Here is a 17,855-nt window from a genome sequence, read left to right as displayed (position 1 = left end):
TCTATTTTTTTGGTGTCACAATGAAATTTCTATCACTTGTAAGCCGTGGAATGCTTCTCACATTCGCTGCCAATCTGAGTTTATTGGGTTGCAGCCAAAAATCTTCGACCATCGATCCTGCTCTCTCAACACCCGAGGATTCCGCCGTAGTTGAAATCGGCGACGATCTGGGAGTGACCTCGCCAAAACCCAATAAACCTGGCGAGCAAGCGCGTTTCCGTCTCAGAGCGGGCAATCTCGGCCATGCCGACTCCGCCGTTCTTCTCCGTTTAAATGGACAAGTCGAACTGCTGCAATCTCAAGCTCTGGCAGCCCAACTCTGGCAACAGGAAAGTGGCCCAGAGGCCATTATTCTCAATCCGGATCAACTGGTTACCTACGCATTGCTGCCCTATGTCGATGAAGCCAGCCAAATTACCTTCAGTCTGATTGCAGCCGACACCGAATCCTACGTGGCAAAAGACTACACCTCAGTCACCGTCATGCCACTGCAATCGCCATTACTGGTTTCGTCCGTTGTCGAAAACGAAATTGCCCATACAGTCACCTTTATTGTCCGCCTCACCGATGCCATAAGTCCGAATACGGTCATCTATTATCGAACCGAAGATGGCGACGCTCTTGCGGGCGAAGATTATGTGGCGCAAAGCGGTATCCTGGAGTTCAATTCTGAAATTGGCGAAGCGCGCATCACGATTGACCTGTTGGGCGACACAAAAAGCGAGCCCAATGAATACTTCAGCGTGGTATTTAGCAGTGATTCACCCGAATTCAGTCAACGCGCTTATGCAGTCATTGAAGATAACGATGGCGATCGCGCAGACAACAATAGCAATTCGCCGAAAGATCTCGGCCCTGTTACGGAAACTGAGCTGCCCGGCGACAATGGTGAAGTCAAAATTCTTCTGACCGCAGTCGAAGGTCCGTTACCGCTTTTGACCATTCTGGATTCTTGTTTCAACCTGATTCAATCACCCTACGACGACGGCACGTGCGAAGATAAAACCGCCCGCTGGCAAGAGTTGGGAGAAGGCGCAAATCGTTTTATCGATGTCACCTGGGAATCCGGACCACGCGGACGTTTTTATATCAGCCTGGAAAATCCATCCGAGGGCCGTATTGCCTACGACCTGAAAATATTCTGGCGCGGCGGCAGCCGACATCTCACCGGCATCCTCGGGGAAAATATCGGTATTGAAGCCTATCAATTCGACAACACAGGCAATCCACCGTCTAGCTCTAGTTCATCCAGCTCTTCAAGCTCCAGTTCGAGCAGTTCCTCCAGCTCTAGTTCTTCTTCCAGCTCGTCTAGCTCATCAAGTTCTAGCTCGAGTTCATCAAGCTCTTCGAGCTCAAGTTCGTCCAGCTCTTCATCCGGCAGCAACTTCACCCCACAATGTAAATCCGGATCAAACGGCAACCCCGACTGGATCGATTGCAGCGCTCTACAAACAGAAGGCAATCCATACGCAGGTACCCGAATGTACCTCGACCCCGATTACCGTAAACACTTGGAAAAATTCAAAGCATCCGTAGCCAACTCGCCGGAATTAGCTAAGGCTACCGACATAGTCATGACCCAACCCACCGCTATCTGGCTGGACACTCCCGGAATGCTGGATAAAGGAGATGAAGCTACAGGACGGATAGGCTTGGCAGAACATCTGCGCCTGGCCACAGCCGAGCAAAATGCGCAGCTTGTTGAGGGGCGGATTCAGCCGATGGCGATTCAAATCGTCACTCGACGCCATCCAATTTCACAGCTCAAAATAGCTCAACCGGACACAATGGGATATACCGAAGACGATTTAAAACAATATAAAAATGAGTTCATTGATAAATTAAAAGAACTGGTAGATACCTATCCCAATATTCGTTTTATTGTCATTCTTGAGCCACAAACTATTCCAGATCTGCTGGAAATTCACGAGTGCAAAGAAATTCAGTGCCAACGAATTGCCGATGCTACCGATATTATCCGCTATGGCATCAATACACTTGGCAATGTTGCAGATCGCAATATTTACCTCTATTTGGGCATAGGTCACTCAGCTTGGCTAATTTCTAGCGGCAAACGACTTCCCGCATGGCTTAACAGCCTAGAGCTTGATATCGATAGTACAGTGAAGGGCTTTGCGACCAATACAGCTGCATATGTTCCTCTTCACGAAGAAATGATCATCTATCAACCCAGTTATTTCAATGAAGGGTTTTACCAATATCGATCTTATCTCGACGAAAAATCATTAATTGAAGAAATGGACAGAAACCTCAAAGCGTCCATGCCAAATTCTCATTTTGGTTTTATTACCGACACCTCCCGCAACGGCTGGGGCGGTCCAGATAGACCTACAACCCCAGGAGGCGTAGAAAGTAGACTAGACAGGAGAAAAAGGAGCGGGAATTGGTGTAACGTCTCTGGTGCAGGTATTGGACGTACTTTTGAAATCGAACCAACAGACATTATGGCTAATATGCACGCCTATACTTGGCTAAAACAACCCGGATACTCCGATGGTGTTCCAGAAGAAGTCGAATGGATCGAGCCACACGCCTGCGATCCTAAAAACGGAGATGCATTAGAGGACCCACCGCAAGGCGGCATGTGGTTTGAAAAGCATTTTATTCAACTTCTTCAGAACTCCTGGCCAAAACTCTGAGATTTCTCAGTGACCGAGTCTCTATAAACACAAAAACAGACAACTCCCTTGTTTAACATTAAACAAGGGAGTTGTCCTGCTATATACATAAGATATTTATAATATTCCCTACAGTGGCCACCCAAAGTTTGGCGTGAGCACCCTTAAGCTTTGTCTTCAGTATTATCAAGATTTTTGCACGAGCAACAGCTACTTTAACAACACCCTATAGGAGATTGGATTTAAAGATAGTTTTGATTGGGATAAGGAAAAATGCAGGGCTCAGATGACCAGATCCACACAGACAAATGAAACAAACTTCATTTGCACCAATGTTTACGTGCATCGATCAGAACAATCTAATCGCTATGTAAGACAGAAGAAAAAGCAGCCAAGCATTAAGCGATTTCCGTAAAAAAGATTCCTCGCGCACACTCAGATGGTACAACCCAGATATTAGAAAATACATTTGAGAGACAAGAACCTACCCACCAACTGGATAAATTCTTCTTTACAGATTAATGGCTTTTGAAGGAAAAGCCTCAAAAGCCATTATAAGAGCTGGCTGACCAGCACGAACGGATTACAAAACGAACAAAACGATAGCTAATTCTTACCAACATTGGTCGGTTGTGTTTACGTCATTCACATCTTTAGCCGTCTTTTGTCCAACATGATTCAGAGTGAAAATTTTACACTTAACGTCTGCCGCCTGTGGGCCAGTAGATACTGGGGTAGCCACAATTCGATAACACGGCTTGGTCCCACACTGTCCCTCGCCGGTTCCTGGTGTAGTGTAAATATTGATAGTGTAAAAGCCCTCTGTACTAGTATTCGCTACTCCAAGAGCGGCGGCGTTGCCATAGTCGTTTTTTGTAAAAAAATACCTCTCTTGCAACGCTGCGATTCTTGTTAAGGTCTCCTTTGCATCCGCCCTTCGTGTTTTACGCACCGATTCTTGATACGACGGAACAGCGACCGCCGCGAGTATCGCGACGATCACCACTACAATCATTACCTCAATTAGAGTGAACCCGTTTTGCTTCTTCATACGAATAAACCATTCCAACTTTGAGATTAATGTAGTTCACTCATCGGTATTTCGCGCCATGCGCGGCGGACTGGAGATGGTGGATTTTGGTCTGCATCAACTGAGCTCAAATCACCTTCATTATCCCCATAGATAATTTTTCTTCCCGCCTTAGAACCACCCAAAATTATTCCGGGAGTCGGCGGCGCATGGTCCGACACAGCACCGCCTTCAGGACCTTTTGAATCGATGCTTTTGACGTTGCTACCGTCACGAACAAAGATATTGCGATTCTCTGTTTGCGGTAATCCGGTGAACATATTAAGCCAATACAAGCGACTCATACCTTCAGGCTTACATTCATCCACTGATGGCGAAAACGAACCGACTGCCAAAGTCGTTCCAGAAAATGTGGGACTATTGAGAACGAGCTCTGGACGATATCTTAAGTCTTTTACCCATCCGGAATAATTTTCCCTAATTTCCAACTCCATTTGATCAGGTGTAACAATATCCGAATTTGGATCAACAACCGTAAAAGATCTTATGTTATTTTCGACCTTGGTTATAACTTCAACGCTGGAAATATCTTTTAGATTCGACTGATAAATACCCGCTGACTGACGCCATCCCCCCGCATCGTTAACTCGAACACCAAACAGTCTGTTTTGGTCAATATTTTCTGCCAGGAGATGATCGCTAACCATAAATTCTCCTGTCGCTGCGTACACCCAATATCCGTTATTTGTAAGATCCCTCACCACTAGAGGTGCCCGACTAAATGGTAGATGAACATCGTTCAGCAAACGAGTGGGCGTGCTTATACTTAGCGCATTGGAATAAGAAACTTTCGCCTGCATTAATGCCCCGCGACTATCCCCTGCTCCATTTCCAGTACCAACAACACCGATATATAACATATCGGTTTGGAAATCGCTGTTCCAATCGACAGCTGTTACTCCGCCGACATATGCGTTACTTATTCCAGTAGAAATTTTATTAACCCAAGAGTTTGAGTTAGTCGTTGACGTCAAGTCATTCAAACGAACATAAAACACTTTAGCTTCCTGGTCACTTTTTGACTTTTTCAACGCATTTGCGCCCGTAGGCCCAGACCCGAAAACCAAATACCATTCATTCCTCTCCGGATTTACGAATGAACCAGTTTGAGCATTAGGTCTTCGGATACTAATAATGTCCAAATCTCCAGTCGTATATCCTAGATCTTCATCAGTCAATTCGGCGAGAAGTCTCGGCTCTTTCTCCGGATTGGTAACATCCAACACTACGTATGCGGATCGAGTGGTGCGATCAGGCACTTGATCGCCGTTGGTATCCAGAGCGTACGGGCCACCACCAAAACGCATTCCCACCACCAAAATAGTGCCCCAACCGCCGGGATAATCTTCAGCAGAGTATTCATTTCCTGAAAAGATATTCACATCAAATGTATGGACTTTGGAGTCCACATAATAGACATGGGAATATTCGGGATCTTTCAACCACTTCAGATGCGGCAATAAATTGTACGGAACGTAAGCCCACAATTCGGCACCAAGTGCATGCTCTTTCACGTCAATATTTTCATCCAGAGGCCTCGTCAAATAACCTGGACTGTTGAGGCTGTAGTTAAAAAATCCTCCATTAAACGCGTGCAACATACCATCATTAGCTCCCACATAGGCGACCAAGCGACGATTACGGTAACGATTTACAAAAGCTGCATACGTGGCGTCACCAATACGATCAATATCGTAGGTAGCGGAAGGCCGACCTACCAACGCAGCGGAAGAATTAACTATGTCACCCAACAACCACTTTTTATCGTTTATTGTGCGACTTCGAGAGTTAGGCAGAGTCTCATCGCCTCGGATATATTTAACAATATCCTGAGCGATTGCCGGATCTTCCACACCTAACAACCGGTAGTTTCTACTTCCCAATCCGACCGTGTTAGGCGTGGTTTCTGCAAAACTGCTATCCAAAAAAGGCATCACATCATTTGATGCAACATTAACCCTATTATCTTTAGCTACTGCAGTAAATATATATCGTTTTTTATTATCGACCACCCCGTAGCCTCTTTGCTCCAAAGGTTTGCTGACCGATGACAATTCGGCATTCGCACTCCAAAGTGGTTTGAGATCCTGATAATCAAATGGTCCCTGCTCACTCTCTGGATCTATCGAAACAACCCCCTCTTCATCTACAAGGGTCTTGTACCGCTTAAACATTGTTTTCTGCGAATCGTTATCAAAAAATATTTCAATAACGCAGTCATCATTCGTAATTACTCTTGGAGCACTTTCATCCGGCTGATGGCAATTTTCCCAAAACAGACCATCTTTATAAAAAAGACCGTTAAAGTGACCAACCCAAGAGATTTGTTCGCCATTTCCATTGGTCAACTCGGGAGAATAAAGACTGCTCATCACCAACCCCTCTCCCGCAATTGCATTGGTTGCCACGGATGCCCCCGTGCCGGGCTTCAGAGCGTTGAATAATCCTTTAAGAATCGTGTCCAATCGCGAACGCAATTTTGATGGGTCATCTACTTCGGCATGGCCATCTGTTCCAATTCCAGAACCTACTTCAGCAGCAAGCGCCAACGGGGAAGGTAAGAAATCAGCGTCACTCCCTCCAGTCGTAGAGACTGCGAATGTTATTCTTTGATAATCTCCCCCACCTCCTTTTTCACAATTATTTGTAGAGGTACATCTACTGTTTATTGGGCCATCAGATTCATTCGTAGGCCGCCAATTTGAGTTTGGACCTTTCCGCAAAGTCGAGAGATAGTTCCAGTCACCTGGCGTTACCGCTGGAAATTTAACACCGTCAGCGCCCCCAACAGTACCAGAAATTACGTAGCCAAAAAGCAATTTGTCTGGAGTTCCGTTATATAAAAGCTCTGTTTCAACAACGAGCTCGTTGTTCGTCAACAACTCATATCGAATAACCCCTGCTGCGTCCACATCATAGTCCCCGCCCTGCTCGGAGTCTTCCCACGCAACATAATATGCTCCAGCCCGCTTGATCTGCACTCCATTTGGCAAGCCTGGTCTGCCGGACGCTCGCTCGAAATTTTCAATTGGGTCTTCGATAACTTTAAAGCTCATCAGAGCACAATTTCCACCTGTTGATACATTTCGACAGGCAGGAACAAGTTGTACCTTTGCGTCACCGTCTTCACTAAGGGGAATTTTGATACGAGGTAAAGCATCCGTTAGTGAAACCCCAAAAGTTCTAATACCCTGTTCCTTATATAGGTAGTCCGCCAATCCTGCCCCCAAATAACCGCCTTCCAACCTTGGAGTTTCCGGACAGGTACCACTTATTTCTCCCAGGTTATTTTCCACAGTTTTTACTGTACAGAGACCAACATTTTCAAATGGCTCACCTCCAGATCCATTATTCCCAATAAAGTAATTACCATTTCTTCCTAGAGCATTTGTCAGATCTGCCAATGTCGCATCATTACTCGAGTTAGGTATGCCCAGTCTAGATGGTGTTAATGATTTAAACTCATTGCTCCAATCGTAAGAAACGGCACTAGCATTAAATCCGAGAACACCTTTAGCTGAACAACTGAATTGATTTTCCTCTGTTGGTTGGCTCTGTTGCGATTCCGGCCAATCATCCACACTAAGCCCTGTGAGCAACTCCTCTTCTTCTGAGTCCACATTTACACTAGCATTCGTAGCGCCGGTCAAATAGCGATAGGATTCAGCCAATATCTGGCTAAATGGGTTGCCCCAGTTTCGACACTCGGAAGAGTTAAAATAATTTTGTCCCCATTTGCAAACTGCCGCTCCTGTTTGCGGCGACTGGTAGGTACCACTGTAATCCGCCATCTTATTTAGCGGATGGTCCAGCGGATATTCACCATACGTAATCGGCCGATCGGGGGTATAGTCGTACAAATAGTCCACAACCCGCAACGCATTGAGGTTATGAACAATAGAGTTCGGGACTTCGTCTAAGCTTTTAAAAGTCCCATCAGTGGCATTTATCTCTTCACTAAAATCACTAATTTTTTTTCTAAGGGCGCCAAATGATTTATTGCTGATATAACTGCCGCTCAGCAACCCGAACTGAACGTTGTGAGACGGACTTGCCCCATAACGCTGCAATAGACCGACCGGCTTATAATTATTCTCGCCATATTTTTTACAATCATAAGCCAGCGGATCTCCTTCATCGGGCCCCAATTGGCCTTCATAGAAATTCGAATCACATACAGAAACCCTAACAATATAGTCCTTAACGTAAGCTTTTAACGGAGACCTAGGGAAAGCTTGAATACCCGATAAATCAGGGTTATTCAAATTCGCGCCCGCAGGGTCAAATTGCACATTCACATTCTCCGCTGGCAACACTCCAAAAACCTGCTTTGCCTCACTTTCGTCGCGAATGGCCAACGTATTTTGGATAAATATTGTCCAAGGAGCCTCATGAATTCTCTGATAGGAGTTAGGCATATCAGGTGTACGACTGGGATAATAAGCACTTGTCGTCAAGCACTGATATCGTTCCCCAGCATCCCAGAGCATATAATTGCCTCTGACAACCCTTAATAAAGGAGGCGTACTAACCTGCTGTGAAAGCATATCAGGACCGGGGGGTTGCGAGGTATTACAGAACGTAAAGCCCTTGCAGCGATCATCCTCATTTTCTCTGCCTGCCGGGCATTCGCCCGCCGGCAAATCAGAAACGACTGCAAGGCCATCTAAGTTGATTTCTGCAGGCACATACTTAGCAAAGCTATGAGCATCACTAGGTAAGTAAGATCGTTCCAGAACAGTGCGGCTTGGTTGATCTTTATATCGATAACCACCATATAGTACCTGCCGCACCAAATCGATACGGGTCATAGTGGCCCAATTCAAAAAATTCCCACTCCATTGACCCGAAGCACATTTGCGACTCACACTATCTCTGCGAGCCACCGCCTCAAATATATCCGATACGTACGAATAACAGAGAGCGAAGTCAAAGTAGCCAACATAGTCATAATCGTGTACATACGTATTATCTGGCTTATCATCCCCAGTCAAATCCGAAAAGTCGTTATAAGCTTTCATAAACAGCTGGTGATCCCGCGACATCGCCAGCATGATGGACTGATTAGACAGAGCCTGCACTGAAAGAGCTGGCAACGCAGCATAATCATCCATCGTTTGCGAGAATGATTCTGCTGAAATTAAAGCACCAATTGCTGCTGCGACAATCTTTGTGGAAACATCTAAAAAGATTTTAGGAATTTTTATATTTCCCATTTTTAAATTCCTCACGCTTAGCGAGCTGAGCGAAAAATTGATTGCAACATTACAGATGAGCGACCGGCATCTCCCGACGCTCTGGCTGTAATTCGATACAATGGCACGTCACTATCCCCTTCTGTTACTACACCACCAGCGCCACCATATAATGAGCGTCCGCCACTTGGTGCAAAACACAAAAATTCAATAACATATTTCACTGAATGTTGCTCATTCCCGACTCCGGGCAACGTTACCTCAAGATATTTAGAAGATTGTTTCCAAAAAACGTCATTCATCCAATCAGGTTCTTCGGCTCCACCAATAGGCGCTAATCGACATTGTTTTCGACTACCTAAACTATCGAATTCCCCAAAAAAACATAAACCTCCATTACAATCGGAATTGAAACAATTCCCATCATTGCAATTTGAATCAAAACTTCTTATAGGATAAGGACTATCAATCAGCTGCCGCTCTACCATCAACAAAGCAGCTTCTGCTCTCTGGAACGCCACAGCGCGATCACGCGCACTAGCCGCCATCCGCAACTCCAAATTTGAGCTGCGCATACTGGCAACCCCCAAAAGGGTGACCACGGCCAAAATAACCAAACTCACAATTAAGGTCGCACCTTTCTGACATGTAAGCTTTTTATAATTTTTCTTATCCATAAATCATATCCGGTTTCTAATTCTGAAAGTGGTTGTGACTACCTGTCTCATATACTTATCATTATATGTACGCCCACTAGCACCAAATATTTTACTTTCTGCCGCCGGCAAGCTGGCGGTTTGGGACCGCATCATCACGCTCACCTCCACCGAAATCACTTGATTCCAGTCAGTCACGTGGTTTGCCTGAACATAAGTTAGGTTGCTGCCATTTCTAATACCGTAGCGGAAATGTATATCTTCAACTCCTAGCGCAATTTCTTCTTCTATCACTTCGCCTGTACGCCTCAATACAGCTCGTTTAAGCGCTGGCACTCCGGATAACGCTGAAGAATCACCGACATAATAAGCCTGCGCAACATAATTCATTGCGACAGCTCCAGGGTTATAGTTTTGGACAAAGGAAGTCGAGCAATTTGAGCCAGGACAAATGATATTGGTTTCCAGGCTGGGTTTTATGGTAGGCATACCATTATTGTCTGCTGCCGTGTAGCTCACAGAATTGTTAGTTCTAGCACTTATCCGAATCACACCAATCCTCTGACAATCCTCAGCAACAATTCCTAGATAATCCCCAGCCGAAAAGCCATGTGGATTAGTACCCGCAAAAGTCAGTGTTGACGAGGAATGCGATTGAATGATGGATTCCGGTCCAACAAAGGAACGAATTAAAATCGACTCTGATTTGCCACTGCCATTTCCAACGGAGCCCAGTTTATTAACGTATGCGGCGGGAGCACCCAACTCTCCTGCATAACCCAAGATGCTTTCTACTCCCACAAAAGCTGCCGAGTTGGTATTAGCAGCACCTGCCACTAACGCTATGCGAGCATCTTGTCCAGCGCATCCTTTATATCCCGCCCCTTGTATATCTTTGCCGAGAACATCCATCGCATAGCGGGCGTTTTCCTGAATAAATGACATTTCCTCTTGCCCAAGAAACGTCGTTTTGCTCGTAACAACAACTTGAATAACACCCGCCAAAATAATCAAACCAATTAGAATTGCCACCATCAGCTCGACGATGGAAAAACCTTCATCCTTTCTTTTATGGCGTAGCTGCTTAAGTCTCATGTCAGAACTCCACCACCAATGCATATTCTTTCGTTCCGTTATAACCACCCACGCCATTCACTTTGCCGTCCACACGACTATCATCAAATCTCACTATTATTGTGTAATAGTCGTCCTCTGCCTTTATTTCCGCCTCCCCCGCTGGCAGCAAACGTTTTACATTTTCACTCCAAGTATATTTATCCCAATCAACCAATTGATCTCCAGAACAAGCACTAGTTTGACAATTTTCAGAGGCAGCAGCTGGCATTTGTGCCATCGCATAGTTTTTTCTTGCATCCGCATCAATATTGCTTCGAATCCTCTCCGCCATATCATTCGCCAAATAAATCGCCTGAGAATAAATATGCGCAGACTGGTTGAACTGCATCGACTTGGATTGCATAGCCAATATGCCGAGCAAGCCAATGGCTAGTACAAAAAGTGCGACCATGACTTCTACAAGTGAGGCACCAGTTTGTTTTGCCGTCCTCATATTATTTCTCCTGTTTCATTATTCTTTCTAATGATCTACCGCTTATGGGCAAACCAGGTTTCCATCGCTATCTACTGCAGACGAATCGGCGTCGGGATTGGGATTATTATGTTTGCCGTCTCCATCGGTGTCCTTGGTTTTCATCACTAAACCACTTTTATTTACAAATAAACCTCTTGCATATATCTGCTCTCCATCCGGCTCACAGATCGTTAATTGCAGGGTTTCGCCATCCATTACAAATCCTTGGGAATTAAATGAAATGCCAGTTCGGTCACTGGGATCAGAGGTGACTTTATAACCGCCTTGATTGCGATAAACGGAAATGAATACATCTCCGTCAGAATATTTTTTGTCGCGATCGTTATCTTCGAACACGATCCAACCGGTAGACCAAGTGCCGCTGCAAGTGGCCTCATCATTACTGTGACAAATTCTTACAACCTTATTCCTCGACGCTGCCTCCGTCCTGGCTGTAGCCAGGGCACTGGAGAGTTTGGATTGCAGACTGTCGACGTTGTTGCGTTTTATGAGGCTGCTGAAGGAAGGAACGGCGATGGTGAGCAGGATGGCAGCAATGATGATGACTACCATCAGTTCGATCAGGGTAAAACCTCGGTTTTTGCTTTGGCCTATCACAGTGCGTCTCTCTTCTTGTTAACGTATAAAAGAGCCTGCTTTATTTAAAAGCACAGTAAAACAGGCTTGTGGGCTTGTCATTGAGGCGCGGACAAAAGGACTAACGTTGACGACGAGCGGCATTGAAATATTTGCCAGCTTGTGCTGGCGAGAACCGCATCACGTTTTATTTTTTATAAGTTAACGATTTGCGGTTTGGTGCGCCTTCCCGCGCCAGTATGCCATCAGGGGAAATAATTAACACTATCCCTAGATTTGGTTACAGGATGCTATGAAACGCGCAGCTCTTTAGGTAAGGAGAAGCTTACATTTTCCTGCCGGCCGTCCAGTTCCACCGGTTCAGATGCACCCATCTTTTTCAAACCGTCTATCACATCGCGCACCAGGACTTCCGGGGCGGAGGCACCAGCGGTAATGCCGACGACGCGACAGTCTTTGAACCAGTCCGCCTGCAGGTCAGCAGGGCCGTCGATAAGGTAAGCCTTGGCACCACAGCGCTCGGCGAGTTCGCGCAAACGGTTGGAGTTGGAGCTATTAGGTGAGCCGACAACCAGAACCACTTCACATTCCAGGGCGAGTTGTTTGACTGCGTCCTGGCGGTTTTGGGTTGCGTAGCAGATGTCGTCTTTGCGCGGACCTTGAATGGCCGGGAATTTCGCCCGCAAGCTGTCGATTACTTTCGCGGTGTCGTCGACCGAGAGCGTCGTTTGAGTCACATATGCCAATTTATTGGGGTTGCGGACTTGAAGTTCGGCAACATCGTTTTCATCTTCTACGAGATAGATGGCGCCGCCGTAGCTGGTGTCGTACTGCCCCATGGTGCCTTCCACTTCCGGGTGGCCCTCGTGGCCGATCAGGATGCATTCCCAGCCTTCATTGCTGTATTTGACAACTTCCATATGGACTTTCGTTACCAGCGGACAGGTTGCATCAAATACCTTTAAACCACGATCAGCGGCATTTTTGCGCACCATTTGCGATACGCCGTGAGCGCTGAAAATCACGATCACATCGTCCGGTACAGCATCGAGTTCGTCGACAAAAATAGCGCCGCGGTTGCGCAATTGCTCAACCACAAATTTGTTGTGAACGACTTCGTGTCGCACATAAATCGGAGCACCAAAGACGTCCAATGCGCGGTTGACTATGTCGATCGCGCGATCAACGCCGGCACAAAAGCCGCGTGGATTCGCCAGTTTAATTTCCATAACGCTGTTTAAACTCTATCAGTGGGTTACGGCCGGATTGACATCGATAATGCGAACCTTAAATTCGATATCGCGGCCAGCCAGCGGATGATTAAAATCAACCGTCACAGTTGTTTCGTCAAATTCCTGAACCACACCAGGCAGTTCATTGTGTTGCGCGTCGGCGAAGGACAAAACCAGGCCTTCGGTCAACTCGACATCCGCCGGAAATTGCTTGCGGGGAAACTCCTGGATGTTTTGTGGATTGTAGGGACCAAAGGCTTTTTCCGGCGGAATAATAAATTCTCTTTCATCGCCCGCTTGCAGACCAAATAAAACTTCTTCAAAACCGGCCAACAAATTCCCATCGCCAATAGCAAAGGTTACGGGCGCGGCATCGAAATTGGAGTCAACGACAGAGCCATCCTCCAAACTCAGAGAAAAATGCAGGGTGACCTGAGTTCCCGGACCAATTGTTAAATCATTCATGCGTTGCAGTAGCCTTTTTATGCCCCTTGAACATATCCAAAATCAAAAGTGCAGCGCCTATGCAAATTCCCGAATCCGCAATATTAAATGCCGGCCACTCCTTTGCGCCGTAATGCAGAACAATAAAGTCCACTACATGGCCGTGCACGATTCGGTCGTATAAATTTCCAATGGCACCGCCCAGAATCAACGCCAAGGCAAAGGCTTCCAAGGTATTACCCTTTTGGCGATAGATGCGCATAATCCAGGCAATCAATACGACGCCAACGGCAATAGCCAAACCGGAAAACAGCCAGCGCTGCCATCCGCCTGCGCCGGCAAGAAAACTGAACGCAGCGCCTTCGTTAAATCTCAAGGTGAGATAAAAAAACGGCGTGACGGGTGCAACTTCCAAATATTCCAGTTTGGCGAGCGCCAGATATTTGGTGATCAGATCAAGGGCGATCACCAATACAGAAACGCCCCATAACAACCACGGCAATTGGCTGCGCGCAGAATTTGCGTTAGGCATACAAACGCGACTCCCCGGTTCCGTCGACATTTTCCACGCAGCGACCGCACAATTCCGGATGAGCGGAGTGGGTGCCTACGTCTTTACTGTGATGCCAACAGCGCACACATTTGGGCGCACTGGTCGGTTCAATGACAACGCGAATTCCGGGAACATCACTTTTGTTAACATCCAATGCGCCATCATCCAATTGGATATGCGCTTTGGAAGTCATCAAGACAAATCGCAATTCCTCTCCCAGCAGAGAGAGTTTTTGCAGATTTTCGCTGCTGCACAACAAAGTCACTTCAGCCTCAAGGCTTTTACCAACGAGACCTTGATTACGTTTGGCCTCCAGCTCTTTATTGACCGCTGCTTTAACGTCGGAAACAAATTGCCAAAACGCAAAATCCATCGCACCGACGTTGGACGCTTCAGGCAATTGATACCATTCCTGCGCAAAAATGGATGAGCTGCGATCTCCTGGCAGAGTCTGCCAGATTTCATCCGCTGTAAATGACAGGATCGGCGCAATCCAACGCACCAGAGCTTCCGCGATATGGTATTGCGCAGTTTGTGCAGAACGGCGGGCAGCACTATCTGCTTTGGTGGTGTAAACGCGGTCTTTGGTGATATCGAGATAAAACGCACCCAGATCGACAACACAGAAATTGTGTAATTTCTGATAAATCAGGTGGAACTGATAATTGTCGTAGCAGGCAATAATTTCTTTCTGCAGTTGCGCCGTACGCTCAACCGCCCAGCGATCCAGCGCCACCATTTCGTCGATATGCACGGCAAATTCCGGTTGGAAATCCGGCAGATTCGACAGCAAATAACGAATGGTATTGCGGATACGGCGATAGGAATCGGCGGTGCGTTTCAGAATTTCGTCGGACACGCTCATATCACCGCTGAAATCCGTTGCGGCAACCCACAAACGCAATACGTCCGCCCCGAGGTCATTAACGACTTTTTGCGGTGGAATAACGTTGCCGAGGGATTTGGACATTTTGCGTCCCTCTGCGTCCACGGTAAATCCGTGCGTTAAAACCTGTTTGTAAGGCGGCTGACCGTGAATGGCCAGCGAGGTTTTTAATGACGATTGGAACCAACCACGGTGTTGGTCCGAGCCTTCTAAATAAAGATCGGCGGGGAAACGCAAATAATCGCGCTGTTGCAAAACCGCAAAATGGGTAACACCGGAGTCGAACCACACGTCCAACGTATCAGTGACTTTTTGATATTGGTCAGCTTCATCGCCCAGCAGTTCGCGCGGGTCCAAATCAAACCAGGCGTCGATACCTTTTTCTTCGATTTTTTTGGCGACCTGCTCCACCAATTCCGGTGTGCGCGGATGCAATTCTTGGGTTTCTTTATGCACGAACAGCGTAATCGGCACGCCCCAGGTGCGCTGTCGGGAAATACACCAGTCGGGGCTCGCATCCAGCATGGCTTGTATACGCGCTTTACCCCAATCCGGAACCCAGCGAACTTGATCAACCGCTGCTTTGGCGCTGTCCAACAAACCATTTTTGGTCATGCTGACAAACCACTGGGGCGTCGCGCGATAAATCAATGGGGTTTTGGTGCGCCAGCAGTGCGGATAGCTGTGGGTGATTTTGCCTTGGTGCAGCAAGTGACCTTTTTCCTGCAGCAGCGCAACCACTTTGTCATCGACTTTATACACATGGTCGCCCGCGAATATTTCGACAAAATCGCGGAAATTGCCGTTGTCGTCGATGTAATTCAAAGTGCCTATCTGATATTTCTGCGCGACCAAAAAGTCTTCCATACCGTGGTCAGGCGCTGTATGCACGCAGCCGGTACCGGCATCCGTTGTAACGTGATCGCCGAGAATAACGGGCACTTGGCGAGCATAAAATGGATGGTTCAGAAGCAAATGTTCCAACTGCTTGCCTTTGAAGCGCGTCAGAATTTGCGGTGAAGTTAATTGCGCGCGTTTGCTGACGGATTCCAGCAGAGCTTCCGCCAAAATCAAACGCTGATCGCCGGTTTGCACCACCACATAATCCAGTTCCGGATTCAAACTCACCGCCTGGTTGGCAGGCAGAGTCCAAGGCGTGGTGGTCCAGATAATGACGGAAATAGGACCCGATCCAGACACGGCACCAATGCGCGCAACCAGATCCTCTTCATTGGCGACAGGAAAACTGACATCGATGGAGAAGGAGGTTTTTTCGTGATATTCGACTTCCGTTTCCGCCAGCGCGGAGCCGCCCACCACGCTCCAATAAACCGGTTTAAAACCGCGCTGCAAATGACCGTTTTGCGCAATTTTGCCGAGGGCGCGAACAATATTCGCTTCGGTGACGAAATTCATGGTGAGGTAGGGGTTATCCCACTCACCCAACACCCCCAAACGAATAAAATCCTGTTTTTGTCCAGCTACTTGCTGAGTGGCGTATTCGCGGCATTTTTGGCGAAAAGTTGCATAATCGACTTTTACACCCGCCTTGCCGATTTTCTTTTCCACGTTGTGTTCGATCGGCAGACCGTGACAATCCCAACCGGGCACATAGGGCGCATCAAAGCCGCTCAAGGTTTTGGCTTTAACGATAACGTCTTTGAGAATTTTGTTGACCGCATGACCGATGTGAATATCGCCATTGGCGTAAGGAGGGCCATCGTGCAGGATGAATTGGGGACGACCAGCGCGCGCTGCGCGAATTGCGCTATACACGTTTTCCTTTTGCCAACGCGCCAAAGTCTGAGGCTCGCGCTGAGCAAGGTTGGCTTTCATGGCAAATTCCGTCGCCGGTAAATTCAAGGTGCCTTTGTAGTCGGTCATGAGCGTTCGCTTCTGTTTCAGGTTTAACGATCGTGAAGATCGCTCAAATCGGGTTAGAAAAATACTGACGCGCGGCGAGTACGTCTTGGTCAATTTGCCGCTTCAACTCTTCCAATGAAGGAAATTTCTGTTCGTCGCGCAGTTTGTGGCAGAACTCCACGCGCAACCATTGGCCATACAAATCGCCGGAAAAATCCAGCAGATGCACTTCCAATACAGGTTTTACCGTGCCATTGACGGTAGGCCGCACACCTACATTGGCCACGCCGTTCCACTGCTTTGGGCTGTCACCGTCCCACTGTTGCGTGCTGTTTTTGCCCGCTGGAATAGACGCCTTCACGGTATAGACACCATTGACCGGCGATCTATAACGGCCAAGGTTGATATTGGCCGTCGGCACGTTCAGCGTGCGTCCCAGGCGTTTTCCGTGTACCACTCGCCCGGTCAGGGAAAACGGTCGTCCGAGCAGAGCTGCGGCTTCGTGGAATTCACCCGCCTCCAGCAGGCGGCGGACTCGAGTGCTGCTCACCCGCTCACCCTGTAACACGTAGGTTTGGGTATCCCGCACTTCAAAGCCGTAGTGCGCTCCGGCTTGCTGCAAGAGGGCAAAATCGCCGGTTCTGCCGCAACCGAAACGAAAGTCATCGCCGATTTCCAGATGTTTGACATCCAGGCGATCCACCAAAATGTCGCGGATAAAGGCTTCAGCGGACAGGGTGCGCAGATGCTCGTTAAAGCGCAGACACAACACCCGGTCGATGCCACAACGGAACAAAGCATCGACTTTTTCACGCAAGCGCATCAAACGCGCTGGCGCCTGCTCGCGGGAAAAATATTCAGGTGGCTGGGGCTCGAACACCATCACCAGAGTCGGCAAGCGCAGTTGTTTAGCCACTTCACGCAGCCGCTGCAAAATCGCTTGATGGCCGAGATGGACGCCGTCGAAGGAGCCGATGGTCGCCACACAACCTTGATGATGCGGCTTGAGTCCCGTCAGACCGGCGATGAATTCTTGTGGAAAGTCGTTCAAACCAAGCTCAACCTGCTGAAAACGCGAGGGCGCGAGTATAACCCAGGGGGAAGTGGGT

The 17,855-nt window shown here is 47.6% G+C and carries 12 protein-coding genes; 1 reads left to right on the top strand and 11 read right to left on the bottom strand.

Annotated features, from left to right (window positions below; genetic code table 11):
- Window positions 1-50 precede the first annotated feature (50 nt).
- Entirely contained in the window at window positions 51-2,660 is a 2,610-nt protein-coding gene (locus tag DWB84_RS08690) for a glycoside hydrolase family 6 protein (RefSeq protein WP_187409368.1), read from the top strand.
- A gap of 592 nt (window positions 2,661-3,252) precedes the next feature.
- Here the strand turns inward: DWB84_RS08690 and DWB84_RS19020 are convergent.
- The 11 genes from DWB84_RS19020 to ribF form a co-directional block, all read right to left on the bottom strand.
- A complete protein-coding gene (locus DWB84_RS19020) occupies window positions 3,253-3,690 on the bottom strand; it encodes a type IV pilin protein (RefSeq protein ID WP_187409367.1) in 438 nt (145 codons plus the stop codon).
- Window positions 3,691-3,716: 26 nt separating this feature from the next.
- Window positions 3,717-8,945 carry a pilus assembly protein gene (locus DWB84_RS08680; RefSeq protein WP_187409366.1) on the bottom strand — a complete coding sequence of 1,743 codons (5,229 nt, stop codon included), beginning with the start codon at window positions 8,943-8,945 and terminating at the stop codon, window positions 3,717-3,719.
- Between the two features lie 17 nt (window positions 8,946-8,962).
- Window positions 8,963-9,601, bottom strand: a complete 639-nt coding sequence (locus DWB84_RS08675) for a PilX N-terminal domain-containing pilus assembly protein (protein WP_187409365.1) — start codon at window positions 9,599-9,601, stop codon at window positions 8,963-8,965.
- Between the two features lie 3 nt (window positions 9,602-9,604).
- A complete protein-coding gene (locus tag DWB84_RS08670; protein WP_187409364.1) occupies window positions 9,605-10,675 on the bottom strand; it encodes a PilW family protein in 1,071 nt (356 codons plus the stop codon).
- Between the two features lies 1 nt (window position 10,676).
- Window positions 10,677-11,150: a type IV pilus modification protein PilV gene (gene pilV, locus DWB84_RS08665; protein WP_187409363.1), complete on the bottom strand. Its 474-nt coding sequence runs from the start codon at window positions 11,148-11,150 to the stop codon at window positions 10,677-10,679.
- A gap of 42 nt (window positions 11,151-11,192) precedes the next feature.
- Window positions 11,193-11,789, bottom strand: coding sequence for a GspH/FimT family pseudopilin (locus DWB84_RS08660; protein ID WP_187409362.1), 597 nt, complete (start codon window positions 11,787-11,789; stop codon window positions 11,193-11,195).
- A gap of 269 nt (window positions 11,790-12,058) precedes the next feature.
- Window positions 12,059-12,997: a 4-hydroxy-3-methylbut-2-enyl diphosphate reductase gene (gene ispH, locus DWB84_RS08655; protein WP_187409361.1), complete on the bottom strand. Its 939-nt coding sequence runs from the start codon at window positions 12,995-12,997 to the stop codon at window positions 12,059-12,061.
- 18 nt (window positions 12,998-13,015) lie between these two features.
- Window positions 13,016-13,465, bottom strand: a complete 450-nt coding sequence (locus tag DWB84_RS08650) for a peptidylprolyl isomerase (protein WP_187409360.1) — start codon at window positions 13,463-13,465, stop codon at window positions 13,016-13,018.
- A complete protein-coding gene (gene lspA / locus DWB84_RS08645; protein WP_187409359.1) occupies window positions 13,458-13,976 on the bottom strand; it encodes a signal peptidase II in 519 nt (172 codons plus the stop codon). The genes DWB84_RS08650 and lspA overlap by 8 nt, the downstream gene beginning before the upstream one ends.
- Window positions 13,969-16,767 (bottom strand): isoleucine--tRNA ligase, encoded by a 2,799-nt coding sequence (gene ileS, locus DWB84_RS08640; RefSeq protein WP_187409358.1) that lies wholly within the window; start codon window positions 16,765-16,767, stop codon window positions 13,969-13,971. The genes lspA and ileS overlap by 8 nt, the downstream gene beginning before the upstream one ends.
- 43 nt (window positions 16,768-16,810) lie before the next feature.
- Window positions 16,811-17,797 carry a bifunctional riboflavin kinase/FAD synthetase gene (gene ribF, locus DWB84_RS08635; protein WP_187409357.1) on the bottom strand — a complete coding sequence of 329 codons (987 nt, stop codon included), beginning with the start codon at window positions 17,795-17,797 and terminating at the stop codon, window positions 16,811-16,813.
- Window positions 17,798-17,855 lie beyond the last annotated feature (58 nt).

Origin of the sequence: Saccharophagus sp. K07 (assembly GCF_014336955.1) — a bacterium.
GTDB lineage: Bacteria > Pseudomonadota > Gammaproteobacteria > Pseudomonadales > Cellvibrionaceae > UBA5868.
This window is presented reverse-complemented; position numbering and strand designations above follow the sequence as displayed.